Annotated in this window: 23 protein-coding genes and 1 pseudogene; 8 read left to right on the top strand and 16 right to left on the bottom strand. The window is 72.6% G+C overall.

Features of this window, described 5'->3' with window-relative positions:
- Positions 1–20 precede the first annotated feature (20 nt).
- Entirely contained in the window at positions 21–458 is a 438-nt protein-coding gene (locus ACN9MM_RS37670) for a glutaredoxin domain-containing protein (RefSeq protein WP_426368308.1), read from the bottom strand.
- 89 nt (positions 459–547) lie between these two features.
- Positions 548–697: pseudogene (locus ACN9MM_RS37665) on the bottom strand (ankyrin repeat domain-containing protein); the annotation flags it as partial.
- Between the two features lie 345 nt (positions 698–1042).
- Between ACN9MM_RS37665 and ACN9MM_RS37660 the strand changes: the two are divergent.
- Both ACN9MM_RS37660 and ACN9MM_RS37655 read left to right on the top strand, forming a co-directional pair.
- Positions 1043–2233 carry a cytochrome P450 gene (locus ACN9MM_RS37660; RefSeq protein ID WP_426368306.1) on the top strand — a complete coding sequence of 397 codons (1191 nt, stop codon included), beginning with the start codon at positions 1043–1045 and terminating at the stop codon, positions 2231–2233.
- Between the two features lie 38 nt (positions 2234–2271).
- Positions 2272–2481, top strand: coding sequence for a ferredoxin (locus ACN9MM_RS37655; protein ID WP_426368933.1), 210 nt, complete (start codon positions 2272–2274; stop codon positions 2479–2481).
- Between the two features lie 105 nt (positions 2482–2586).
- Here the strand turns inward: ACN9MM_RS37655 and ACN9MM_RS37650 are convergent, their stop codons facing one another.
- The 4 genes from ACN9MM_RS37650 to ACN9MM_RS37635 form a co-directional block, all read right to left on the bottom strand.
- Positions 2587–3630, bottom strand: coding sequence for a metallophosphoesterase family protein (locus ACN9MM_RS37650; protein WP_426368305.1), 1044 nt, complete (start codon positions 3628–3630; stop codon positions 2587–2589).
- 162 nt (positions 3631–3792) lie between these two features.
- Positions 3793–3924 (bottom strand): hypothetical protein, encoded by a 132-nt coding sequence (locus ACN9MM_RS37645; protein WP_426368304.1) that lies wholly within the window; start codon positions 3922–3924, stop codon positions 3793–3795.
- Positions 3921–5303, bottom strand: a complete 1383-nt coding sequence (locus tag ACN9MM_RS37640; protein WP_426368303.1) for a hypothetical protein — start codon at positions 5301–5303, stop codon at positions 3921–3923. Before ACN9MM_RS37640 ends, ACN9MM_RS37645 begins: the two co-directional genes overlap by 4 nt.
- Before the next feature lie 66 nt (positions 5304–5369).
- Entirely contained in the window at positions 5370–5795 is a 426-nt protein-coding gene (locus tag ACN9MM_RS37635; RefSeq protein ID WP_426368302.1) for a nuclear transport factor 2 family protein, read from the bottom strand.
- Positions 5796–6446: 651 nt separating this feature from the next.
- On the opposite strand from ACN9MM_RS37635, the gene ACN9MM_RS37630 reads away from it, so the two are divergent.
- The 5 genes from ACN9MM_RS37630 (at position 6447) to ACN9MM_RS37610 (ending at position 11289) form a co-directional block, all read left to right on the top strand.
- Entirely contained in the window at positions 6447–7142 is a 696-nt protein-coding gene (locus tag ACN9MM_RS37630; RefSeq protein WP_426368301.1) for a type 1 glutamine amidotransferase domain-containing protein, read from the top strand.
- 100 nt (positions 7143–7242) lie between these two features.
- Positions 7243–7734 (top strand): nuclear transport factor 2 family protein, encoded by a 492-nt coding sequence (locus tag ACN9MM_RS37625; protein WP_426368300.1) that lies wholly within the window; start codon positions 7243–7245, stop codon positions 7732–7734.
- Entirely contained in the window at positions 7731–9218 is a 1488-nt protein-coding gene (locus tag ACN9MM_RS37620) for a phytoene desaturase family protein (RefSeq protein WP_426368299.1), read from the top strand. The genes ACN9MM_RS37625 and ACN9MM_RS37620 overlap by 4 nt, the downstream gene beginning before the upstream one ends.
- Positions 9219–9291: 73 nt before the next feature.
- Positions 9292–10443, top strand: a complete 1152-nt coding sequence (locus ACN9MM_RS37615; RefSeq protein ID WP_426368298.1) for an FAD-binding oxidoreductase — start codon at positions 9292–9294, stop codon at positions 10441–10443.
- A gap of 48 nt (positions 10444–10491) precedes the next feature.
- Positions 10492–11289, top strand: a complete 798-nt coding sequence (locus ACN9MM_RS37610) for a YqjF family protein (protein ID WP_426368296.1) — start codon at positions 10492–10494, stop codon at positions 11287–11289.
- A 45-nt stretch (positions 11290–11334) separates the two neighbouring features.
- Here ACN9MM_RS37610 and ligA read toward each other — a convergent pair whose 3' ends face one another.
- From ligA to ACN9MM_RS37575, 7 genes are all read right to left on the bottom strand, one after another.
- Positions 11335–13401 (bottom strand): NAD-dependent DNA ligase LigA, encoded by a 2067-nt coding sequence (gene ligA, locus ACN9MM_RS37605; RefSeq protein ID WP_426368295.1) that lies wholly within the window; start codon positions 13399–13401, stop codon positions 11335–11337.
- Positions 13402–13454: 53 nt separating this feature from the next.
- Positions 13455–14462, bottom strand: a complete 1008-nt coding sequence (locus ACN9MM_RS37600; protein ID WP_426368294.1) for a hypothetical protein — start codon at positions 14460–14462, stop codon at positions 13455–13457.
- A gap of 47 nt (positions 14463–14509) precedes the next feature.
- Complete coding sequence (locus ACN9MM_RS37595) at positions 14510–15076, bottom strand: DUF4291 domain-containing protein (RefSeq protein ID WP_426368293.1); 567 nt, start codon at positions 15074–15076, stop codon at positions 14510–14512.
- A gap of 335 nt (positions 15077–15411) precedes the next feature.
- Positions 15412–16410, bottom strand: coding sequence for a type I glyceraldehyde-3-phosphate dehydrogenase (gene gap / locus ACN9MM_RS37590; protein ID WP_426368291.1), 999 nt, complete (start codon positions 16408–16410; stop codon positions 15412–15414).
- A 131-nt stretch (positions 16411–16541) separates the two neighbouring features.
- Complete coding sequence (locus ACN9MM_RS37585) at positions 16542–17498, bottom strand: GlxA family transcriptional regulator (RefSeq protein WP_426368289.1); 957 nt, start codon at positions 17496–17498, stop codon at positions 16542–16544.
- A 63-nt stretch (positions 17499–17561) separates the two neighbouring features.
- Entirely contained in the window at positions 17562–18893 is a 1332-nt protein-coding gene (locus tag ACN9MM_RS37580; protein WP_426368287.1) for an FAD-dependent oxidoreductase, read from the bottom strand.
- A gap of 184 nt (positions 18894–19077) precedes the next feature.
- On the bottom strand, positions 19078–19959 hold the full coding sequence (locus ACN9MM_RS37575) for a chlorophyllase/cutinase-like alpha/beta fold protein (RefSeq protein ID WP_426368286.1): 882 nt from the start codon (positions 19957–19959) through the stop codon (positions 19078–19080).
- Between the two features lie 316 nt (positions 19960–20275).
- On the opposite strand from ACN9MM_RS37575, the gene ACN9MM_RS37570 reads away from it, so the two are divergent.
- A complete protein-coding gene (locus ACN9MM_RS37570) occupies positions 20276–21535 on the top strand; it encodes a serine hydrolase domain-containing protein (RefSeq protein WP_426368285.1) in 1260 nt (419 codons plus the stop codon).
- A gap of 115 nt (positions 21536–21650) precedes the next feature.
- Here the strand turns inward: ACN9MM_RS37570 and ACN9MM_RS37565 are convergent, their stop codons facing one another.
- The 3 genes from ACN9MM_RS37565 to ACN9MM_RS37555 all read right to left on the bottom strand — a co-directional run bounded on the left by ACN9MM_RS37565 (position 21651) and on the right by ACN9MM_RS37555 (position 23536).
- Entirely contained in the window at positions 21651–22184 is a 534-nt protein-coding gene (locus tag ACN9MM_RS37565; RefSeq protein ID WP_426368284.1) for a GNAT family N-acetyltransferase, read from the bottom strand.
- 63 nt (positions 22185–22247) lie between these two features.
- The gene (locus ACN9MM_RS37560) at positions 22248–22676 is read right to left on the bottom strand and encodes a nucleoside deaminase (RefSeq protein ID WP_426368283.1); all 429 of its coding nucleotides are present in this window, start codon (positions 22674–22676) and stop codon (positions 22248–22250) included.
- Positions 22673–23536 carry a TIGR03619 family F420-dependent LLM class oxidoreductase gene (locus tag ACN9MM_RS37555; RefSeq protein WP_426368282.1) on the bottom strand — a complete coding sequence of 288 codons (864 nt, stop codon included), beginning with the start codon at positions 23534–23536 and terminating at the stop codon, positions 22673–22675. The genes ACN9MM_RS37560 and ACN9MM_RS37555 overlap by 4 nt, the downstream gene beginning before the upstream one ends.
- Positions 23537–23589 lie beyond the last annotated feature (53 nt).

Raw genomic sequence — 23589 nt, 5'->3', positions numbered from 1 at the left:
CGCCCGGGACCGCCGATCCGTCACGAGGTGGGCGAGAGCCGCTCCCGTACCCAGGCGGGATCGGGATTGGTGAAAGGCCGGCCCGCCACGAAGACCGTCGGCACGGTCTCGTTGCCGTCGTTCACGGCCCGCACGGCCGCCGCTCCGTCCGGGTCGCGCCAGATGTTCACCCAGTGCGCCCGGCCCGCCTGGCGGCCCAGGCGGATCCGGAGGCGCATGCAGAACTGGCAGCCCGGCCGCCAGTAGACGATCGGCCGCCCGTCTGCCTCGCTGCGGCGCCTCGCCTCCTCGTCGCTGATCGACCGGGGGAAGATCAGCGGCGAGTTCAGGGTCGCGATGAGCACGAACAGGGCGAGGAGCACGGCGCCTTCGCCGGGGCTCCCCCTGGCGATCAGCCCCGCCGCGACGAGCGATCCGGCGACGGCGAGCAGCAGCGGCAAGATCCAGACACGCATCATGAGGCGCAGGCTATCGACGCACGGCCGCCGCACAAGAGGCGGGCCCGACCGTGGGGTCATGACGCCACTCGGCTCCCGGCGGGGTCAACCGGGTCGGTGCCGGCCCGGACGAGGACCCGGGCGGCCTCCACGTGGTTGCCGAGCGCGGCGAGCAGCAGCGGGGAGCGAAGCTCCTCGTCGCGGGCCTCCAGGGCGGCCCGGACCGCGTCGGCGTCGCCCCGGCGGGCGGCCGCCAGCAGTCGGCCGTTGCGGTCGTCCGTCCCCGTGCTCCATGTCCGTGACGAGAAGACCGGCGGCCCCCCGGACGGGGGCGCCGGGTGCCGGGGATGTCCTTCAGGGTCGGCGCGTCGGCCGGGCGGCCGGCGAGGACGGAGGCCGGGGCGTTGCAGGAGACGGCGGTCAGACCCGGGCACGAACCCTCCTCCCGACCGGGGCGCGAGCCGCTCTCCTGGACTCCCCTGCCGTATGGCCTCGCCCGTTCCGGTGGAATGGCCGAAGTGTGCGTAGACCAGATAGGTGCCTGAGGCATGTAGTGGAGACGGCACCACAGTCCCTGCCACCGAATCGCCCCAAGCGAGGCCCCCGTGACGAAAGCCGTGGCGTTCCCCCAGGACCGGACCTGCCCCTACCACCCGCCCACCGCCTATCCCCGGACCGAGGAGGAGCACCCGCTGTCGCGGGTCACCCTGTGGGACGGGCGGGCGGTGTGGCTCGTCACCGGACACGCGGCCGCCCGCACGCTCCTCGCGGACCAGCGCCTGTCCACCGACTCCACCCGTCCCGACTTCCCCCTGCCCACCGAACGGGCGTCGACCCTGCGCAGGCGCCGGCGCGCGGCGCTGCTCGGCTGGGACGACCCCGAGCACAACACCCAGCGGCGGCTGCTGATCCCGAGCTTCACCCTCAAGCGGGCCGAGACCCTGCGGCCCCGCATCCAGGAGACCGTGGACCGGCTCTTGGACGCGGTGGAGGCGCAGGGGCCGCCGACCGAGCTGGTGAGCGCCTTCGCGCTGCCGGTGCCGTCGATCGTCATCTGCGACCTGCTCGGCGTGCCGTACGCGGACCACGACTTCTTCGAGGAGCAGTCACGGCGCCTGCTGCGCGGTCCTACGGGCGCGGACACCGAGGACGCACTGGCCCAGCTGGAGGGCTACCTCGGCGAACTGATCGACCGCAAGCGGCTGAAGCCCGGCGACGGCGTCCTCGACGACCTGGTGGCGCGCGGGTCCGGGGAGGGCGGCCCCGACCGGGAGGAGCTGGTGCAGCTGGCGACGATTCTGCTGGTCGCGGGGCACGAGACCACGGCGAACATGATCTCCCTGGGGACGTACACGCTGCTGCGGCACCCGGAGCGGCTGGCCGAGCTGCGGGCGGATCCCGGACTCGTGTCCACCGCCGTCGAGGAGTTGCTGCGGTTCCTCTCGATCGCCGACGGACTGCTCCGGGTCGCGAGCGAGGACATCGATGTCGCCGGGCGGGTGATCCGCGCGGGCGAAGGCGTGGTCTTCTCGACCTCGGTCATCAACCGGGACGCCTCCGCCTACAGCGACCCGGACAGCCTCGACTGGACCCGGTCCGCCCGCCACCACGTCGCGTTCGGTTTCGGCATCCACCAGTGCCTCGGGCAGAACCTCGCCCGCGCGGAGCTGGAGATCGCGCTCGGCACGCTCCTGCGCCGACTGCCGGGGCTACGGCTGGCCGTGCCCGCCGAGGAGATTCCGTTCAAGCCGGGCGACACGATCCAGGGGATGCTCGAACTCCCCGTCACGTGGTGAAGGGAACGGTGCCGGACATGGCGAAGGAAGCGGTGCGGATGCGTGTCTCGATCGACGGGGACGTCTGTATCGGCGCGGGACAGTGCGCCCTGACCTCCCCCGACGTCTTCACCCAGGACGACGACGGATTCGGAACGGTCGTGCCGGGCCGGGAGGACGGCACCGGGACGCTGGTCCGCGAGGCGGCCCGCGCCTGCCCCGTACAGGCGATCAGCCTCCACGATCCGGCCGGCGAGGACGGTCCGTGACGGCCGTACGCGGGCGTTGAGGAGTCGGCACCGTCGCACAGGCGGTGCCGACTCCCGCGCGGGAAGGACGGGACGGGGTACGAGCGGTCCGCGGAGGGCCGCCGGTCAGATCCGGGTCGAGAGGGGGACCGTGATCTGCTTCAGCCAGCTGCCGGCAGCGAAGTCGCGGGCCTTGACGACGACCCGGTCACGGAAGACCTCCACCTGGAGCCCCTGGTTGAACGTGCCCGGGACGGAGACCTCGCCGCCCTGCCCGTCGTCGGTGTAACCCGTCTGCACGGCTCCCGTGTTGATCACCGAGAAGCCGTCCAGGTTGGCGGTGCCGGGGACGACCCTGCGGACGTACCAGTCCGACAGTCCGAGGTCCCAGTGCGTGTGCCCGCAGAAGAGGAAGACGTCACGGTGGCGGCCGAGGATCGCGAGGAGCCGGTCCGCCTGGAGGTAGTCGCGCGAGTACAGCCGGTTGTGGCTGCCGGAGACGGTGTTGGGCAGCGGGTGGTGCGTGACGACCATGACGGGCTTGCGCCGTCGGGCCCAGTACCCGAGGCGCTCCTCCAGCCACGTGAACTGGGCCTCGCTGAGCCATACCTCGTCCCAGAGCTTCGGGTCGTGGAAGTGCATGTACTTCTCGGTGCCGAGGCTCAGGACCGGGATGCCGCCGAACGAGTGCTCCGCGTACACCGTGTTGCGGCCGGCGAAGTGGAAGAAACTCCGGAACAGCGAGTCCTCGGTGGTGCCGTTGGGCCAGGTGTCCTGCGCGAGGGTGGACGGATCGCGCCACTTGGGGACGTAGAACTCGTGGTTGCCGATGGCCCAGGCGACCGTGCTCGTACGGGTGTGACGCGCGAGTTCGGCCGTCACCGCCGCGTACTCGGCGTCGTACCCGCGCGGTGTGATGTCGCCGGCGACGGCGAGACCCGAACTCGCCGGGTTGGTCCGGTTCATGTCGTCCAGGGCCACGCCGAGGTCGCGGAGATCGCCCTGGATGTCGCTGATGACGTTGAACGTGGTGACCGGCCGCCCGGAACCGGAGTGCGAGCCGGCGTGCGGGCCGGACTGCGTGAGGGGCGCCGCGCCGGCCGGTATCCCGGAGGCGGCGACGGCGCCCACCGCTCCTGTAGCGACGGTGAGCAGAGACCTGCGATCCACGGGGAGTTCCTCTCGGGAGCGGCGGTGACCGGGGACAGTCGCGCCCCGGTCACCGCGCTTCGAACTAGACCCGTTATGGATACGTGATCCGGTCGGCCCGTCACCCAGTCCTGGATGTCTGCAACATGAACACATTCCGACAGTTTGAGCGGCGATCAAAGATCAGGCGTGCCGACGGAACCGGAGGAACCGGATTCCCTTCAGCACGAGGGCCAGGCTCATCAGGGCCAGACCGACGACCCCGGCGGTGAGGTTCTCCACACCGAGGCCCGCGAGGAGCAGGAAGCCGCTCACGGAGTCGAGCAGGTCGATCCGGGCGGCGTCGACGCGCCGCCCGTCCCCGCTGTGCCCTTCCCCGCGGAGTCCTTCCTCGCCTCGCTCTTCCTGGTCTCGTTCTTCCTGGTCTCGTTTTTCCTCGTCGCGTTCTTCCTCGTCGCGTTCTTCAACGCCGCCACGCCGAGGCCCGCGCGTTCGGCGATCCCGTCGGCGAGCCTGCCCCTGACCGCACCGGCCCGGTCGAGGGTCTCGTTGCCGAGGCTTCGGGCGGCGTCGACGCCCTTCGCACCCGTCTCCAACGCCTTGTCCCGCACCGCAGATGCCGCGGCCGCCCATCGCCTCGTCTCCGACGACCGGTGACCGGACTCGATCCCGAGCCGCTCGTGGAATGCGTGGACGCCGGCGGCGACTTCATTGCTCGACTGGACCACGGCCGGGGACTTGGCCGGGTGCAGCAGCACCTTCGCGTTGGCCGTGCCGGCGGCCGCGTCCATCCTGGCCACCAGGCGCCCGGTGCTCTTCGCGATGTGTTCCAGCCGGGCCTGCCGGGCCTCCTTCAGGCCGAGGCGATGCCCGTTGAGCTCCTCCGGGGAGGCGTCCAGCACCCGGTCGAGTTCGAGTACGGCGACGGCGTCCTGAAGCCGGAAGCAGCGAGCCAGGACGGCGAGCCACTCCCGCACCAGGGGCTCGGCCTCCCTCGCCGTCGTGGCGAGATCACCGATCTTGGTCCTGCCCTCCATCTTCTCGGCGATCGCGTCGAGTTGAAGCAGTGCGTACGCCTGGGTGTCCGCGAGCGTCGTCGGGGCGTTCTGCACCTTCGACCAGGTCACCTGGTCGACCCTGCCCCTCCGCTCCCGGATGATCATGGCCTCCTCGACGACGAAGCCCACTCCGATCATGCGGGCCACCACGGCGTCCTTCTGGGCGCGCCGCACGTCGTCGACCTTCTCGTCGATCGCGGCGAGGTAGTCGGTGATCTCATCCATGGCCTGTTGCATCGCGAGCTGCGCCATGATCCCCGCGGCACCGGCGAGCATCGCCGGGTTGGTCAGCAAGGACCGGGGCGCCTTCACGAACTCGACGAATCCCTTGATCTGGCCCTTCTGCCCCTTCAGCACGCCGGTACCGAGGCCGGTCGTCGCACTGTCCCTCAGCCCGTACTTCCTGACGAGCTGCGCCGACTCCCGGCTCAGCATCACCCAACGACCGGATTGCGCGGCGATCTCCGAACCCGCCTGCGCGGCGGCGGCCCCGCTGCCGAGGACGGACTTGAGTCTCCGCAGTCCGAGGTCCTTCGACGGCAGTCCCTCCGAGGCGAGGAAGTGCTCGACATCCGCCGCGTCCCCGATGACGGCCAGCCCCTCACCGTCACTGATCAGCTGAATCTCGTCGTCCATCGCCCGCTCCCCCAGTGGTTTCTCGGAGTTGAGGGTAGTGGGCGCAGTCCTCATGGCGGTCGCGCTTCACGACCTGGCGGAGGCGAGTCCCAAGCCGTCCATGTAGTCGCGGACTCGAATGATCAGTCCGTTGCGGACATGGAGGACGAGGAGACCGGGGACGGCGAACGTGAGGGCCTTGGCCGGGAGCACCGCCACGACGACGTGCTCGGCGATGATCACTTCCGGATCGGCGGCCTCGTGGACGGCGACCCTCCTGACCTCCTGCACCTGGACGGGGCTGGCGCCCCAGGCCGCCCCGTATCCGGCGCGCACGGCCTCGCGCCCCTCGAAGCACGCGGGGAATCCAGGAGAGGTGAACGGGAACTCGTGCAGCCCGTCCACGGCGTAGAGGTCGGCGAGGTCGTCCGCGGACTTGTCGAGCATGGCCTGGTAGTAGCGGGCCAGCACCTCGCGAGGGGTGCGAGCGGTCGGTGCATCCAGAGGCGACACGAGGGTTGTCCCTTCGCTCGGCACGCGTTGACGGACTCACCGTAGCCCTCGACAGCCACCAGGACCCCACCAGGGGATCAATCACGCGGCCGCGCACTGTCGTCGGACTCCGACTCCGCGAGCGGGCGTGCGGCTCGCAACTCCTGGGCGGAACACGACACTTCACAGTGCCGTCTCCCACACCGTCGGGATGCGGGACGACGCGCACGCGATCCGGGCGAGCCTCCGGCGCGTCGACGGCCTCGTGGTCGCGAGCGCTCGCACCGTCCAGACAGCGCGAGCTCGCGAGGCGATCCGGTTCCGTCCACCGCTTGCCGAGCAGCCGCTCACCGTCCCTCTCCGCGCCCCGGCGACTCGCCACCCTCGTGACCCTCGTGGACCGGATCACCGACTCCGGCCTCCCCGCCCGGCGACGCCGACCCGTACCCGTACCCGCGCCCGCTCCCGCCCTGTGCGTATTCCCTGCCAAGTCATTGGGGTTCCTATGGCAGGCATTGATTTCCTCATTGGAAACCGATGGATCACCGCCCTAGTGTCGACGACATCGCCGCACTGACGACCTCGCCGCGGAACGCCACCCGGAGCAGAGTGTCACTGTGCGCACCCCTGCCACCGGGCCCCTCCGGGCCCGACACCCCTTGGAGCTGCCTCATGTCGAAGATCCTTTTTGTGATGACCGGCGTCGACCACTGGACGCTGGCCGACGGCACCAAGCACCCGACCGGATTCTGGGCCGAGGAGGCCGTCGCGCCGTACGAGGCGTTCACGGCCGCCGGCCACGAGGTCGTCGTCGCCACGCCGGGCGGCGTCGTCCCGACCGTCGACGCGGGCAGCCTCGCTCCCGAGGTCAACGGCGGCCAGGAGGGTGCGGACAGGATCGCCGCAGTGCTCGCGTCCATCGACGAGATCAAGAACCCGATCAAGCTGGAGGACGCCCGTCCGGCCGATTACGACGCCGTCTTCTACCCCGGCGGGCACGGCCCCATGGAGGACCTCGCCGTGAACGCGACCTCCGGGAAGCTGCTCACCGACACCCTGCGGTCGGGCACGCCGCTGGGCGTCGTCTGCCACGGCCCGGCCGCGCTCCTGGCCGCCACGGACACCGACGGTTCGAACGCCTTCGCCGGTCGCAAGGTCGCCGCCTTCAGCAACGCCGAGGAGACCCAGGCAGGCCTCGCCGACAGGGCGAAGTGGCTGCTCGAGACCCGGCTCGTCGAGGCCGGTGTGGACGTCCGGGTCGGCGAGCCGTGGGCGCCGCACGTCATCGTCGACGGCAACCTGGTCACCGGCCAGAACCCGGCCTCCTCCGCCCCGCTCGCCGCGGAGCTGCTCAAGAAGCTCGCCTGACCCACGGCGTGATCGCGTGGGCGGGCTCTGGACGCGGCCCGCCCACGTCACTACCCTCCTCCTCGCCTACTCACATAGTTGACTAGTTGCGGAGATGTCTATGAAGTCCTTCCGTCAGGCCGTCGAGGCGAACGACCACGCGGCGATCGAGGCCCTGCTCGCCGACGACGTCGTCTTCACCAGCCCCGTCGCCTTCAAGCCATACCCCGGCAAGGCCATCACCGCGGCCATCCTGCGCGGGGTCTCCCGTGTCTTCAGCGACTTCCGTTACGTCCGGGAGATCACCGGCGAGGACGGGCGCGACCACGCCCTCGTCTTCGAGGCGAGGGTCGGCGACCGTGCGATCACCGGTTGCGACTTCCTCCACCTGGACGAGCACGGGCTCATCGACGATTTCATGGTGATGGTCCGGCCGCTGTCCGCCGCCCACGCCCTGGCCGAGGCGATGGGGGTGCAGTTCGACCGCATCGCCTCGGAGGCCGCCGAGGCCACGAAGGCCGCCGAGCCCGCCCAGGCCCCCGCGACCGCCACCGCCACCGCCACCACCGGCGACGACGCGCCGTCCGGCCCGGCGCGGGCGGACCGGGCATGAGCGGCGACTACGACGCGATCGTCATAGGTGCCGGAAACGCCGGCCTGACGGCGGCCGCGACCCTCCAGCGGGCGGGGATGCGGACCCTGCTCGTCGAGCGGCACAACGTACCCGGCGGCTGCGCCACCTCCTTCCGCCGTGGCCGCTACGAGTTCGAGGTGGCCCTGCACCAGCTCTCCGGCATCGGGGCGGAGGGCCAGGCGTTCTCGCTGCGCGGTCTGTTCGACCGGCTCGGCATCGGCGGTGAGCTGGACTTCGTACAGGAACACGATCTGTACCGGGCGGTCGTGCCCGGCCGGTACGACGTGACCCTGCCCGCGGACTGGGGCGCGGCGACCGACGCCCTGGAACAGGCCTTCCCGGGAAACCGGGCCCGCGTCGAGAGGTTCTTCGAACTCGTGCGGAACGTCGCCTTCTGGCAGGTCGCCGCGGTGCGCGGCACCCCCGCCGAGCAGGTCGACCCGGTGCTGTTCCGACAGGCCCTGCGCCCGGTGCGGGACGTGCTCGACGAGCACTTCACGGACGAGGACCTCAAGTCCGTCCTCTCCGTCTACTGGGCGTACGTCGGCCAGCCCCCGTCCCGCCTGGCCTTCCAGGACCTGGCGATGGTGCTCTTCGCCTACTTCGAGTTCAAGCCCTGGCACGTGCGCGGCGGGTCGCAGGCGATGTCCACCGCGATCCTCGGCGCGTTCCTCCGGGCGGGCGGCGAGGTCCGCTTCCACACCGCCGTCGAGGCCGTGCTGACCCGCGGCGGCCGTGTGGTGGGCGTGCGTCTCGACGACGGCGAGGAGGTCGGCGCCTCCGACGTCGTCTCCAACGCCTCCCTGCCGGTCACCTACGGCATGCTCGAAGGGATCGACCTCCCGGCCGCCGTCCGGACCGACCTGGCGAGCCGCCGCCCCGGGGTCTCCGGCTTCGTGCTCCACATGGGCCTCGACGCGACCCCGGCCGAACTCGGCTTCACGACCAGCACCAGCTTCGTCGATGTCGACACCGACCACGACCGCACCTACGCGTCCACGCGCTCCCTGGAGCCGGCCCGTGGCATCTGCGTGAGCTCGTACGACGTGGCGCCCATCGGCTTCGCCCCGGCCGGGGCCACCCACGTGAGTCTGATGACCCTCCAGTACGCGGAGGCGTGGGACGCGGTCCCCGCGGAGGAGTACGCGCGCGTGAAGTACGACTACGCGCAGACACTCCTCGATCTCGTCGAGCACATCACCCCGGGCATCCGGGACGCGATCGAGGAGGTGGACGTGGCCACACCGCTGACCATGGCCCGCTACCTCGGGCACCCCGGTGGCGCGATCTACGGCTACGACCAGGACGCCACCGCCGCCTGGCAGTTCCGCGACGACGAGCGCGGCGGACCCGTGCCCGGACTCCATGTGGCGGGCTCGTGGTCCTCCATGGGCGGTTTCCAGCCGACCCTCGAAGCGGGTGCGCGCGTCGCCCGCCGTCTTGTCCGCGCCCGAGCCGTCTGATCCGCCTCGCCGAGCGCGCTCCCCGTGGAGCGCGGACCGCGCGACCCGGCGAACCGAGAACCCGGAGAACACCGTGAAGCACCCCCTGGCCGACCTCTTCGACGGCGCCGAGGAGATCGCGCGCGCGATCTCCTCACGCGAAGCCACCAGCGACAGCGACCCCACCCACGACCACGTCCCCCGCAGCAGTCGCGCCCTCGACACCTGCCACCCCGAGCGCCTGGACCTCGTGGTCTCCGAGGTCGTCGAGGAGACGCCCAGCACCCGCACCTTCCGGCTGCGCCGCCCGGACGGCGCCGACCTGCCGCCGTTCCTCGCCGGGCAGTACGTGGCGGTGTACGCGGACGGCACCAGCCGCCCGTACGCGATCTCGTCCAGCCCCGCGCGGCTCGACCACTACGACCTGACGGTGCGCAGGGTTCCCAGCGGACGGATCAGCGGTCATCTGCTCGACGGCCTCGCCGCGGGCGACCCGCTGACCACCGGCGGCCCCCTCGGCACCTTCCATCACAATCCGCTGTTCCACGGCGACGACCTCGTCTTCCTGGCCGGCGGCTCCGGCGTCGTCCCCGCCATGAGCATGATCCGCGAGATCGTGGACCGCGGCCTGGAGCGCCGCTTCCACCTCCTCTACGGCTCGCGGGACCTCGGCGACGTCGTCTTCCGCGAGGAGCTCGACGCGCTCGCCGCCGCCGACCCCCGGATCAGGGTCGACCACGTCATCCAGAATCCGGGCGACGGCTGGGCCGGGCCCACCGGACTCCTGTCCGCCGCACTGATCGACGCCCTGACCGGGCCGCTCGACGGACGGATGGCGTACGTGTGCGGGCCCCAGGCCCTCTACCCGTACGCCCTCGACCAGCTCACCGAGCTGGGCCTGCCCCGCCGCCGCATCCGCTTCGAGGCCAACGGCGCCCCGGCCGATCCCACCCGGCAGCCCCACTGGCCCGCCGGCACGGACCCCGCCGAGGAGGTCACCGTCACCGCCCGCGGCACCGCCTTCCGGACCCCTCGCGGCCGCCCCCTGCTCGACGCCCTGGAGGATGCCGGTGTCCGTCCCGAGGCCGCGTGCCGCTCGGGCGAGTGCGGGCTCTGCCGCCTCCGGGTGGTCAAGGGCACCGTCCACCACGCCGAGGAGGCCCGGCTGCGTCTGTCGGACCCGCCGGCCGGCTACCTCCACTCCTGCGTCGCCTATCCGCTCACGGACCTCGAACTCGACGTCTGACCCGACCGGGCCCCGCCCCGCCCCCGACCGATCCGGGATACTGCTGCGATGCAGCAGACGCCGCCCGCCATGGAACCCGAACCCATATCGGCCGACCCGCCGCACCGCACGGACCTCACCACCCTGCTCACCCAGTCCTGGCTCGACCTCACGTTTCTGCACTGGCCCGCGGACCCCGGCGAAGTGGCCCCGCTCCTGCCGCCCGGCACCGTGCCCGACACCCTCGACGGGGTCACCTACGTCGGTCTCGTCGCCTTCCGCATGCACCGGGTGGGCTGGTTCCGTCTGCCCGGGATCCCCTACCTCGGGAGTTTCCCGGAGACCAATGTCCGGCTGTACTCCGTGGACGGGCACGGGCGCCGCGGCGTGGTGTTCCGCTCGCTGGACGCGTCCCGTCTCCTGCCCGTGGCCGTCGGACGCTGGGCGTTCCGCATCCCCTACGTGTGGTCGAAGATGACCCTCCGGGCCGACGGTTCCACCCTGACGTACGCCGGCAGGAGGCGGTGGCCCGGACCGCGCGGGGCCCACAGCACGATCAGCGTGGACGTCGGCGAACGCGTCGAGGAGCCCACCGAGCTCGAACACTTCCTGACCGCGCGCTGGGGCATGCACAGCTCCTTCCGCGGGCGTCCCCTCTACCTCCCGAACACCCACCCCCGCTGGCCGCTGCACCGCGCCCGTCTCCTCGCCTGCGACGAGAGCCTCCTCACCGCGGCCGGTCTCAGCCGTCCCCGCGGGGAGCCGGTGAGCGTGCTGTACTCCCCGGGCGTTCCCGTGCGGTTCGGCCCGCCGCCCCGGCTCCCCCGGACCGTGACCGTTCCGCGCCAGAGGAGCGGCGGCGACTGACGCGGCCGCACTCCCCCGGTCTCTCACCGCCGGGCACGACACCGGTCAGTCCAGACAGGCGGCCACCAGCGCGGCGAAGGCCTCCGGGGCGAGGACCTCGACACCGAGCTCCTGCGCCTTGACGGCCTTCGAGCTCGGCTTGCCGCTCGCGGACGGCGCCGCCACCAGATACGTCGTCCTGGAGTTGACGCCGCTGCCCACACGCCCGCCGGCCTTCTCGATCAGCGCGCCCATCTCGGAGCGCCCCCAGCCGTCCAGCGGACCGGTCATCTTCCCCGTCACGACGACGGTCGCCCCGCTCAGCGGGCCGTCGGCGGCGTCCTCGTCCTCCTCCTGCCGGGGCTCGGTCATGGCGACGCCCGCCGCGACCAGCTTGTCGATCACCGGGGCGAGCGCGGCCACCTGCTCCACGATGACCGGCGCCTTCTCCGGCCCTATGCCTTCGACCTCCTGCAGGGCCGTGGCGTCGGCCGCCCGGATGGCGTCCATCGTGCCGAAGTGCGCGGCGATGCGCCGGGACATGCTGCGGCCGGTGCCCGGCACGCCGAGCGCGCAGAAGACACGGCTGAGCGGGCGGGACCTGGCGAGCCGGAGCTGCTCGGCCAGCTTCGCGCCCCGCTTGGCGCTGCCGGAGGCGGCGGTGAGCTGCTCCTCGGTGAGGGTGAACAGGTCGGCGACGTCTCCGACGACCCCGGCGGCGATCAGGGCGTCGACGTACTTCCTGCCGAGGCCGTCGATGTCGAGGATGTCGCGCCCGGCGACGTACTCGATCAGCGGCGCCAGGGCGCAGGCGGTGCCCTTCGCGCAGCGCCACCGCTCCTGGCTCTTGTCGATCTCCCCACCGCAGTTCGGGCACGCCCCGGGCAGCGGCACGGGCACGGCGCCCCGCGGGCGGAGCTCGACGACGGCGGCCTGGACGCGCGGGATGATGTCGCCGGCCTTGTGGACGGTCACGGTGTCGCCGATGTGGAGGTCCCGCCGGAGGATGTCGGCGGGGTTGTGCAGGGTGGCGCGGGTGACGGTGGACCCGTCGAGCTCCACTGCCGTGAGCACCGCCGTCGGGGCGAGCACACCCGTACGGCCCACTTCCCAGAACACGTCCTCCAGGACGGTCTGGCGCTCGACGGCCGGGAGCTTGTAGGCGATCGCCCAGTAGGGGAATCGGCTGCCGAGGCCCGCCGTCGCCTGCTCCGTGGCGCTGTCGGCCTTGACGACGACGCCGTCGATGCCGAACGGCAGGGTGGCGCGCATCGCGGCGATCGCGTCGACCCTCTCCTGCGCCTCCGCCAGGGTGGTGACGGAGTGCAGTCCGGCCGGGGTCGCCGCCGTGGTCCGCACCCCCGCCTCCGCCACGGCGGCCAGCGTCTCGGCGTGACCGGCGCCGGCGGGCAGGAAGGCGGCGCCGTCCAGGTCGACCGCGCCGTACGCCCAGAAGGTCATGGCGAGCCGGTAGGGCCGGTCCTTGGCCCGCAGCGTGCCGGCGGCGCCGTTGCGCGGGTTGGCGAAGACCCCTGCGCCGTGCGCGATCCGTATCTCGTTCGCCGCATCGAACTGTTCCTGGGTGAAGAGGACTTCGCCGCGTGCCTCGAAGGTGGCGGGCACGGACAGCTGCTCGGGGAGGCCCTCGATCGTCCCGATGACGTGGCTGACGTCCTCGCCCCGCGCACCGTCGCCGCGCGTGATGATCTGCACCAGGCGACCGTCGCGGTAGCGGGCGGCGACGGCCGCGCCGTCCATCTTCGGCTCGACGGTGAACCCTCCCGCCGGCTCGTGCCCGAGGCGCCGCTGGAGCGAGGCGCCCCAGGCGACGAGCTCCTCGGGAGCGAAGACGTTGTCGAGACTCAGCAGCCGCGTGGTGTGCGCGACGTCGCCCTCCGGGGCGGCACCGTCGGCGACCAGACCGGCGGGCGAGTCCGCGGCGACGTCCTCGGGGTGCTCCGCCTCCCAGGCCGTCACGGCGAGCCGCAGCCGGTCGTACGTGGCGTCGTCCATGACGCTGTAGCCCGCGCCGTAGTACGTGCGGGACGCGTCACGCAGGCGCTCGATCGCGGCCTCGTACGCGGCGGGGCTGGGCAGGCTGAAGTGCGCCTCAACGGCGGGCGTTGTCGTCATGTCCACCATCCTGTCGCAGACCACTGACAACGCCCCTTCGGGAAGTCGGGGGCCTACTGCGTGCTCATCCGGTGGGGGTGCGCCGGATCGGCGGGACAGACGAAGGCCCGGTACTCGTCGCGGCCCGCCGCAACGCCGGTCGGGGAACCGACCGGCGGGAACGGTCCCCAACTCGCCTGGTTCTCGGTCGAGTCCATGGTCAGCAGGAGACGCATCCCGGCTCCGCACGCCTCGCAGTGGACGGGCACGAGATCCGTCCTGTGCCAGGAGTCCCAGCCGCCGATCTTCCAGCCCGGCGCGAGGGAGAGGTCGTACTGGTAGGTCGGCGCCGCCCGTCCCGCGCGCTCCTGGAGTGCGTCCTCCCACGCGTCGATCCGCTCCACGAGCACCGGTGGCAGATAGTCGGCCCACGGGTACTCGACGATCCGCTCCGGATGCAGCACGCACGGCTCCGGCAGGTACCGCGCGTGCTCGACGACCGGCGGCTCGGGCTGCTCGGCCAAGGGGCCGGTCACGTCCGCCGCGCGCCGCCAGAAGAGGCGCGTCGACGGGCCGAAGTCGCTGAACCCACCGTCCTCGTGTCCGCCGAACGGACACCACAGCACCTGGAGCAGGTCCTTCCCCGGCGGGGCGAAGTCCGCCAGGTCGGGCACGTCGTGGGCGTGGAACTGCGCGAGGGCGAGCAGCGGCAGCGGGCCGCCGTCGTGCCGGTCCGGCTGGTGTCCGGCGTCGCTCATCTCCTGGACCTCGGCCCGTTCGGCATCCGTGTACGCCCACCCGGCGCCGTCGGCCCGGCGGGGCCGCGCCCGGGCCGCCCTGAGGATCTCCGCGTGGCGGCGGGCCCGCAGCGGACGGACTCCCCTGACCCTGCCGTGCTCCCGGCACACCGGCCATGCCTCGTCCTCGGGCCACAGCAGGGGCCCGCCCACGGAGCTGTCGGCCGCGGTCGGCGCGCCGGGGCGCGGATGCAGCCGCGTCGCTGTGCGGGCGTACCCCCTCAGCTCGGGAAAGGGGACGGTGATGTCGAGGGGGCGGTAGGGCGTCGTGGGCGGGGGTGTCACCGCGTCATGGTGCCCGGCCGGTGCGGCGCCCGCCCCGGGTCCGTCCGTCACGCCCCCGGACACAGACGGCTCTCCAGCGTCCGGGGCAACGGGTAGACGCGCTCGGCGGGGAACAGCCCCCGGGCCCTCGCCTCCCGCCCGCTCTGGAGGAGCGTCGCGGCCTTGCGGACACGCGGGGTGATGTCGGTGAGCTCCACGGTCCACTCGTCGGTGAACGCGCGGATCAGGTGCCGGCTGATCCCCACCTGGATGCTGTAGTGGTTCAGCGCGGCCCCGCGGGCGGAGCGTTCCGGGTCCCACTGGACGTGCACCGCCGCCTGCGCCACGGCCGCCGGGTCAGCGGTCGTCAGCACGGCCCGCGACAGGGCCTCCTCCCAGCCCTCGCGGGTCATCCGCACGGCGAGGATCCGCTCCTGGCCCGGCTTCCGGGCCCAGTTGCTGCGGTGCATCAGCCACAGGAACGAGGGCTTGATCCACGTCATCCGGTGGAAGGAGAAGGGGGCGACGAACCGCCCGGCCCGCAGCGCAGCGTCGGCGATGGCGGGCGGGTAGGCCTGGTGGACCACGATCGTGCGTGCGTCGTGGTCGGCACGGATCTGGTACTGGGGTGCCATGCCCCGCACCCTGCCACCCGGCCCGCGACCGGGGCGAACGCTTTTCCCGGGCGCACAGGGGCGGTTGCGGCGGAGCCCCGGCCGATGGGGGCTCGTGGTGGCGTCGCGGGAGCTCGGGGCGGAGGTGCGGGTGTGCGCGCCGCCGGACGAGGAGGCCTGGGCGTCGGCGCCGCGCACGAGGGCCCGAGCCCCACGGTCGCGTCGCTGTCGGCTGAGGGGACCGACGCCGGGGCCCGCCTGAGGAAACGTCACACGCCGACTCCCGTGCGGTCGGAGTCGGCGTGTGGCGGTGTCCGCTCCCGCCGTGCGGCGGGAGTCGGTCGTGCTTCTCGTCGTCAGTTCGAGGCGAGCAGCTGGAGGGTGTCGATCACGCGGTTCGAGAAGCCCCACTCGTTGTCGTACCAGGCGACGACCTTGACGTGGCGTCCCTCGACGCGGGTGAGGGCCGAGTCGAAGATCGACGAGTGCGGGTTGCCCACGATGTCGGCGGAGACCAGCGGGTCCTCCGAGTACTCGAGGACACCGGCCAGCGGGCCCTCGGCCGCGGTGCGGTAGGCGGCCAGGACGTCCTCGACGGTCACGTCGCGGGCGACGGTCGTGTTGAGCTCGACGATCGAGCCGACCGGGACGGGGACGCGGATCGAGTCGCCGGACAGCTTGCCGTCCAGGTTCGGCAGGACGTGGCCGATGGCCTTCGCGGCGCCCGTGGAGGTCGGCACGATGTTGACGCCGGCGGCGCGGGCGCGGCGCGGGTCGCGGTGCGGGCCGTCCTGCAGGTTCTGCTCCTGCGTGTAGGCGTGGACCGTCGTCATGAAGCCGTGCTCGATGCCGGCGAGGTCGTCGAGGACCTTCGCGAGCGGCGCGAGCGCGTTGGTCGTGCAGGAGGCGTTCGAGACGATCGTGTGGAGCTCGGCGTCGTACGCGTCGGTGTTCACGCCGTACGCGAGGGTGACGTCGGCGCCGTCGGCGGGCGCGCTGACGAGCACCTTCTTGGCGCCGGCGTCGATGTGCGCGCGGGCGGCCTTGGCGGAGGTGAAGCGGCCGGTCGACTCCAGGACTATCTCCACGCCGAGCTCGGCCCACGGCAGCTGCGCCGGCTCGCGCTCGGCGAGCACCTTGATGCGGCGGCCGTCGACGACGAGGGTGTCGCCGTCGACGGTGACCGGACGGCCGAGGCGGCCCGAGGTGGAGTCGAAGGCGAGGAGTCGCGCGAGGGCGGTGGGCTCGGTCAGGTCGTTGACGGCGACGACCTCGAGGTCGGTGTCGCGCTCCAGGAGCGCACGGAGCGTGTTGCGTCCGATGCGGCCGAACCCGTTGATGGCGATGCGAGTCATGATGCGATGTCCCTTCCGACCTGCTGATTCGCCACCCAGGTTCGCGCGGAACGGACGCCTCGACCAGCGGCGTGATCGCCACGGTCCGCAAGTATCGCGCCAAGGTCACGCGGGGCTTGCGGCGCGGCGGTCTATTCCCCCTGTGCGAAGGTGCGCCGGTAGTCGCTCGGTGTGGTGCCGAGGATGCGCTGGAAGTGCAGGCGCAGGTTCGCCCCGGTGCCGAGGCCGACGTCGGCGGCGATCTGCTCGACGCCCCGCTCGGAGCGTTCGAGCAGCTCACGGGCCATGTCGATGCGGGCTCGCATGACCCACTGCATGGGCGTGTAGCCGGTGTCCTCGACGAAGCGCCGCGAGAAGGTGCGCGGCGACACCGCCGCGTTGCGGGCGAGTATCTCCAGGGTGAGGGGTTCGCCGAGCCGGTGCAGGGCCCATTCGCGGGTGGCGGCGAACCTCTCGCCGAGCGGCTCCGGCACGCTGCGCGGCACGTACTGCGCCTGGCCGCCGCTGCGGTACGGCGCGGCGACGAGGCGTCGGGCGGCGTGGTTGGAGGCGCCCACGCCGAGGTCGCCGCGCAGGATGTGGAGGCACAGGTCGATGCCGGAGGCCGCGCCGGCGGAGGTGAGGACGCTGCCCTCGTCGACGAAGAGGACGTTCTCGTCGACGCGGATCAGCGGGCGCTTGGCCGCGAGGGCCCGCGCGTAGTGCCAGTGCGTCGTGGCGCGCCTGCCGTCGAGGAGGCCGGTGGCGGCGAGGGCGAAGGCGCCCGTCGAGATGGCGGCGAGGCGCGCCCCGCGGTGGTGCGCGGCGATCAGCGCGTCGACGACGGCGCGCGGCGGGTCCTCGCGGTCGGGGTGGCGGTAGCCGGGGACGAAGACGATGTCGGCCCAGGCGAGCGCTTCGAGGCCGTGGGCGACCTGGTACGCCAGGCCGTCGCCGCCGGCCACGACCCCGGGTTCCGCGCCGCAGACCCGTACCTCGTACGGCATGCTCGCGCGGGTCGTGAAGACCTGCGCGGGGATGCCGACGTCGAGGGGTTTCGCTCCTTCGAGGACGAGGACGGCGACGCGGTGGAGACGTGAGGCAGACACGTCCACGAGGGTACGCGGCCGGGTGTCGGCGCTGGTCAGCGGCGGTCCCTGTGGCTCGTCAGGTCAGCTCTTCCAGAGGACGCGCGCCGTGCGGGCGAGGACGCGGGGGCTGGTGAGTGCCTTCGGGTGCTCGCGCATGTGGACGACGTCCAGGTACGTCTGGTTCACCCGCGAGTCCCTGACCGAGGCGGTGGTGATGCGGTCGCCCGCCCAGCGCAGGAACCGGTAGCCGCGCGGGTACGGTCCGGTGACGTGGGGCTGCGCGAGGTCGGCGGTCGTCGAGAGCTGCCACGCTGCGTCGACGACCACCGCGGCCCGGCGGAAGTAGCCCCAGGCCGGGTCGTGCGGCGCGGCGCCGGTTCTCAGGTGGACGTGCAGGGAGGAGGCCTGGAGCGCGGCGAGGGTCAGCCCCTGGCCGTAGACCGGATTCACTGTCGCCAGGGCGTCGCCCAGGACGACGAGTCCGCCGGGGAAGTCCGTCAGGTCCGTGAACCGCCGGCGGCGGCTCTCCCTGAAGTGGAAGGGCTCGACCTCGCCGATCATCTCGCACCGCTCGGCGACCTCGCGGAGGGGTGCGACGCAGCGCCGCATCCGGGCGAGGAACTCCGGCCGGTCGCGCCCCGGGCGGTGGTCGGCGTATCCGGCGAGGACGACGGACCAGGTGCCGTCCTCGGCGGCGGCCAGGGCCCCGGGCTCGCACAGGGCGGGCTGGTAGTCGCTGGCCGGGCCCGGGGTGGAGTGGGCGATCACCGTGTCCGGGAGCTCGCTCCCGCGGGTGAAGCGGGCGGTGGCGTAGCCGAGGTCGACGCGCATGCGGTCCACCGGGGCCTGGCCCCAGCCCTCGGCCGCGAGCCAGGTGCCGAGCCTGCTGGAGCGTCCCATGGCGTCGACGACGAGGTCCGCGGGAACGTCGTACTCGGCGTCCTCGGTCTCGGTGGTGCCGGCGGCGGCCAGCCGGGCTCCGACGGCCCGTCCGCCCCGCAGAAGCAGTCCCTTGCCGGTGGCGCGCTCCGGCCTGACGTTGTCGAGGGCCATGACGCGGCGCCGTACGTGCGTCTCGATGAACGGGCGGCTCGCGCCGAGCATCGTCACGTCGGCGACGGGGGCCTTGAGGGCTCCGTCGACGTAGAACCGCACCTCGTCGCCCCGGCCGAGGCGGGCACCTTCGTTCACCATCTCCCGGGTGATGCCCGGGAAGAAGCGTTCGATCTGGGTGTGCCCCATGGCGAGCAGGGCGTGGAGCTGCCGCCGGTGCGGCGCTCCGGGCCCCGTGGCGTCGCCGTCCTCGCCGAGGGTGTCGGGTTCGACGACGACGACCTCGTCGGCGAAGTCGCTCAGGACGCGGGCGGCGAGCAGCCCGGCGAAACTTCCTCCCAGAACAACGGCGCGCTTCACGTGTTCCCCCCTCGCTGTCGGGTCCGTCCCCGGCCGTCGCGAAGATCGTCGCGACGGCCGGGACCCTACCGTGCGCCGGAGGTGTCCGGTGCCGTCACCGGGAGACGGCGGTGCGGGGCGGTCGGCCGTCAGGCCGTCGGGCCGTCAGGCCGTCGGGCAGTCGGGCCGTCAGGCAGTCGGGCCGTCAGGCAGTCGGGCCCGGGATCCGGAGCGCCCCGCTGTTGCGGTCCCAGCCGGACCACAGGCTCGTGTCCGTGCAGTAGGCGCAGTCGGGGCCGAAGAACATGCCCCGGGCGTTCTCGTCGCCCATCAGCCAGAACCGCAGCCAGGCCGTCGTCGGGCCGCGGAAGTCGCCGCCGTCGCCGATGGAGCTGAGGTGCCCGGCCCCGCGGACCTCGCCGTAGACGGCGGGGACGTGGGAGGAGTCCCGGTACAGCGCCTTCACGAGGGCCGGCCACACGATGTGGTCACGCTCGCCCGCCAGGTAGAAGACGGGCTCGTCCATCAGGTCGGGGTCGGTCAGCGGGCCCGGCTGGATGGGGACGGCGGTGTCGACCCGGGGGTCGAGCGCGGCGTTGACCGCGGCGGCGCCGCCCTGCGAGTGGCCGGCGGAGGCGATGTGTTCGAGGTCCACCTTCCGGTAGAAGGGGCTGGAGCTGTCGGCGTTGCGGTGCTCCAGGACGTCGATGCCGGCGCGCATGCTGATCGCGAAGTTGGAGGTGGGGGTGTTGGCGGCGGCGACGACGAGGCCGTGGCTCGCCCAGTGGCGGAGCAGCGAGCTGTAGATCCCGGGCACGGCGCCGGTGCCGTTGCCCCAGATCACGACCGGGTGGAGCTCTCCCCGCTGCCCCATGTCCTTCGGGTAGTAGAAGGTGTGGACCGCCTCGATGTCGACGTTCACCTCGTACGGGCCGGGCTGGTCCCAGGCGGTGCCGACCGACGGGATCCGGCCGGTCGCGGTGTCCGTGGCTCCGGCGGTGGCGGGTCCGGCGTAGGCGGCCGTCAGGACGGCGAGCAGCAGGGCGCAGAGTGCGCGGCCCCATCTCCGTGACAGGAATCGTGGCACTGGAACTCCTTTGTGGGTGTGGCACGTTGCGCGTCCTCGCGAGCGTGACCAGCGCCATGGTGGTGCTCCCCGGTGACGGTTGTCTGTCGGCAGGAGCCCAGTCCTTCCGGGCCCCGGCTGGGCAGTCGCCCAACGGCGAGGTCGGAACTACGCCGTCCGGATCTCGTTCCTCGTGTCCGGAACCGCTCGCGACCCGGCGGCACTCATGATCGTTGGACACCGGGGGTCACGCGCGACAGCGGCGCGGTCCCCCTCTCCTGCGGCCCACCCCCGCCGAGTGCCGCGCCGAACGTCCGGAAGAAGCAGAGGAATCACCGTGTTCCAGTCGTCGCACCGCCGCCTGGCCGTGAGCGCCACCCTGATCGCCGCGCTCGCGGCGGGTCTCGCCCCCGCCACCAGCGCGTTCGCCGCTCCCCTCACCCCCGCCGCCACCGCCTCGGGCGCTGTTCCCGCCCCGGACATGGCGGGCGTGGTCGCGGCGCTCGACTCGGCCATGACCAACGGCGCTCCGGGGGCGATGGCCCGGTTCACCGGTCCCGACGGGGTCCGGAGCCGGACCGTCGGCGTCCGGGACCGGGTGTCGGGGGCGCCCATGGACATCCACGCCCGGTTCCGGATCGGCAGCGTCAGCAAGACGTTCTCCTCGGTCGTGCTTCTCCAGTTGGTGGAGGAGGGCCGGCTGGAGCTCGACGCGCCCGTCAACCGCTACCTGCCCGGGCTGCTCCCCGACGAGCGCATCACCGTCCGGCACCTGCTCACCCACCGCAGCGGGCTCGCCGACTACACGGACGCGATGTTCAACGACACCGTGCCGGGCTTCGAGGCCGTGCGGAACCGGGTGTTCAGCTACCAGGAGCTCGTCGACCTGTCGCTGAGCGAGCCCCGCACCACCGAGCCCGGCGTGGCGTACAAGTACTCCAACGCGAACTTCGTGGTAGTCGGCATGCTCATCGAGAAGCTCACGGGCCGGCCGGTGTCCGACGCGTACGAGCGCCGCATCCTCAAGCCGCTGAAGCTCACCAGCACCTCGTACGTCCACCCGGACACCCGCATCAAGGGCCTGCACGTGCGGGGCTACCTGCACCCGGACGCGGCCGGCGACCCGCTCGTGGACTCCACGGAGCAGACGGTGTCCTGGGCGCAGTCCGCCGGGGCCGTCATCTCCAGCCCGGCCGATCTGAACACCTTCACCAGCGCGCTGATGCGCGGTCTGCTGCTGTCCCCCGCGATGCTGGAGGCGATGACGACGGTCACGCCGACGGACGCCACGAACACCCGGTTCTACGGACTGGGCCTGCGCCGCTACGACCTGTCCTGCGGTACGCGGGTGTTCGGGCACACCGGCACCGTGCAGGGCTTCTACACGTACGCGTTCTCGACCCGTGACGGCCGGCGCAGCCTGTCGGCCATGGCGAACACGTCGAACCACGGCGAGGCCAACACGGCGCTCGGCGGAACGCTGGAGGCGGCGTTCTGCGGGAAGAAGCAGGCGGCGAACTCGCGCGCCGCCGCGTCGCCGACGGCCCGTGACTTCTCGTCGCTGCCGGCGGAGCGGGACCTGCCCGAGCGCCACTGACGGCGCGGCGGGGCCCGGCCTGGGCGCCGGTGACGGGGGGCGTGGGGCCCCCGCGGCCTCCGCTGCGGGACCGTTCCGGAGCGCCGCGGACGGCTCTCCGGCGCGGTCCCGGTGGTCACGCCTGGTACTCGGTGAGGTCGATGGCGTAGACGCGCAGGGGAAGGCCGAACACCGGGTGGGTCGTGTCCCGCTCCGGCGCCATGCCGAGCTTGCGCATGACGTTCTCGGAGGCGCGGTTGCCGCTGTGGGTGATGGCGACCACCCGGTCGAGTCCGCGGTCCTGGAGGGCGAACTCCAGGACCGCGTGGGCGGCCTCGGAGGCGTACCCCTGGCCCCAGAACGGACGGCCCAGGCGCCAGCAGATCTCGACGGCGGGGAGCACCTCCGGGAGGAAGTCCGGCACCGAGAGCCCGGCGAGGCCGATCAGCTCTCCGGAGCCGAGGAGCTCGACCGCGAAGATCCCGAAGCCCTCCTCGTCCCATTCCTCCTCGTACCGCTCGATGGCCTCGGCGGTCTGTTCCAGGTCGCGGACCGAGCCGTCGCCGATCCACCGCATGACCTCGGGGTCGGCGTTGATCTCCGCCATCGGGACGAGGTCGTCGTCGCTCCAGCGGCGGAGGAGGAGCCGGGGGGTGCGGATCTCGGTCATGCCCCCATCCTGACGCATGCGGGGTCCCGCCTCGCGGTGGAGGGCGGGGCCGCAGCCACGGGGTCAGCGGTAGTACGGCTCGACCGCGGCCCGCACCTCGTCGAGCAGCGCGGGGCCGTCCTGCGGGACGGGCGGGCGGTCCGCGGCGGGGCGGATGTCGAGGAGCTGGGCGCCGGAGAGCGCGTAGACGACGCGGCGGAGGCCCGCCTGCCGGATGACCGCCTCGCACATGCCGCACGGTTCGCAGCTGGTGAACATCGTGGTCTCGGCCGCCGTCGCGGGGTCCAGTTCCCTGGCCGCCCACCGGGCGAGCTTCAGTTCGGGGTGGGCGGTGATGTCCCTGTCGGTGAGGGTGGTGTTGCGCTCCTCCGCCAGGACGGTCCCGTCCGGTGCGGCGAGGAGCGAGCCGAACGGCGGGTCGCCGCCGTCGCGCGCCTCGGCCGCGAGGGCGATGGCGCGGCGGAGGAGGGTGTGGTCGTCGGCTGTCGTCATGACGGCTCCGTTCGGGTGCGGTGCGGGGAGAGCTGCGCGGCCACAGTGGCGAGTGCCTGCCAGGCCTTCTGCGGGTGCGTGGTCTCGTGGGGGTCGCCGCCGTACGGGTCGAGGACGACGGACTCGGCGCCCATCCCTCGCAGCTGGTCGAGGTCGTCCATGACCTGGTCGATCGTTCCCTCACCCGCGAGGCGGTCGGGTCCGCCGACCGGTTCGGGGGTGAGCCTGAGGGCGATGCGCGGGGCCAGGGCGGGTGCGGGGACCTGCTGCTCCTCCGCGTACTCCCGGAGCCTGGCGGCGCCTTCGCGGAGCTGCGTCGGGGTGCGGCGCAGGGGGTGCCAGGCATCCCCGAACCGGACGGCGCGGCGCAGTCCGGCGTCGCTGTGGCCGCCGATCCAGACGGGGATGCGGCGGTCTCCGTAGGCGGCGGTGTCGGCCCAGGCCTCGCGGACGGCCCTGAGGTGTTCGTCGGTGATCCGTCCACGGCGCTCGAACGGGATCCCGAGGGCGGCGAACTCCTGGCGCGCCCAGCCCACTCCCACCCCGAGGACGAGCCGTCCACCGCTCAGGGCGTCGAGGTTTGCCGCCATGCGCGCGGTGAGCAGCGGGTGCCGGTAGGGGGCGATGAGGACGGTCGTGCCGAGCCGTACCCGGTTGGTGACGCCGGCCAGCCAGGACAGCGTGGTGAACGGCTCGTAGAAGGGGGCCGGGTAGCGCTCGGCGACGTCGGGTGTGATCGCGATGTGGTCCGAGAGCATCAGCAGGTCGTATCCGAGGCCCTCCACGGTCTGGGCCCAGTCGCGCAGCGTTCCGGGGTCGGCTCCGGGGCCGAAGTTGAGGATGTTGACTCCGATCTTCACGCGGCACAGGTTAGCCAGGCACGAAGGGCTGCCAGAAGGGAGTCCCGCCTGTT

The sequence above is a fragment of the Streptomyces sp. E-08 genome (assembly GCF_049913095.1).
GTDB lineage: Bacteria > Actinomycetota > Actinomycetes > Streptomycetales > Streptomycetaceae > Streptomyces.
Note: the sequence above shows the minus strand (reverse complement) of the source record. Positions and strands in the feature narration are given on the sequence as shown.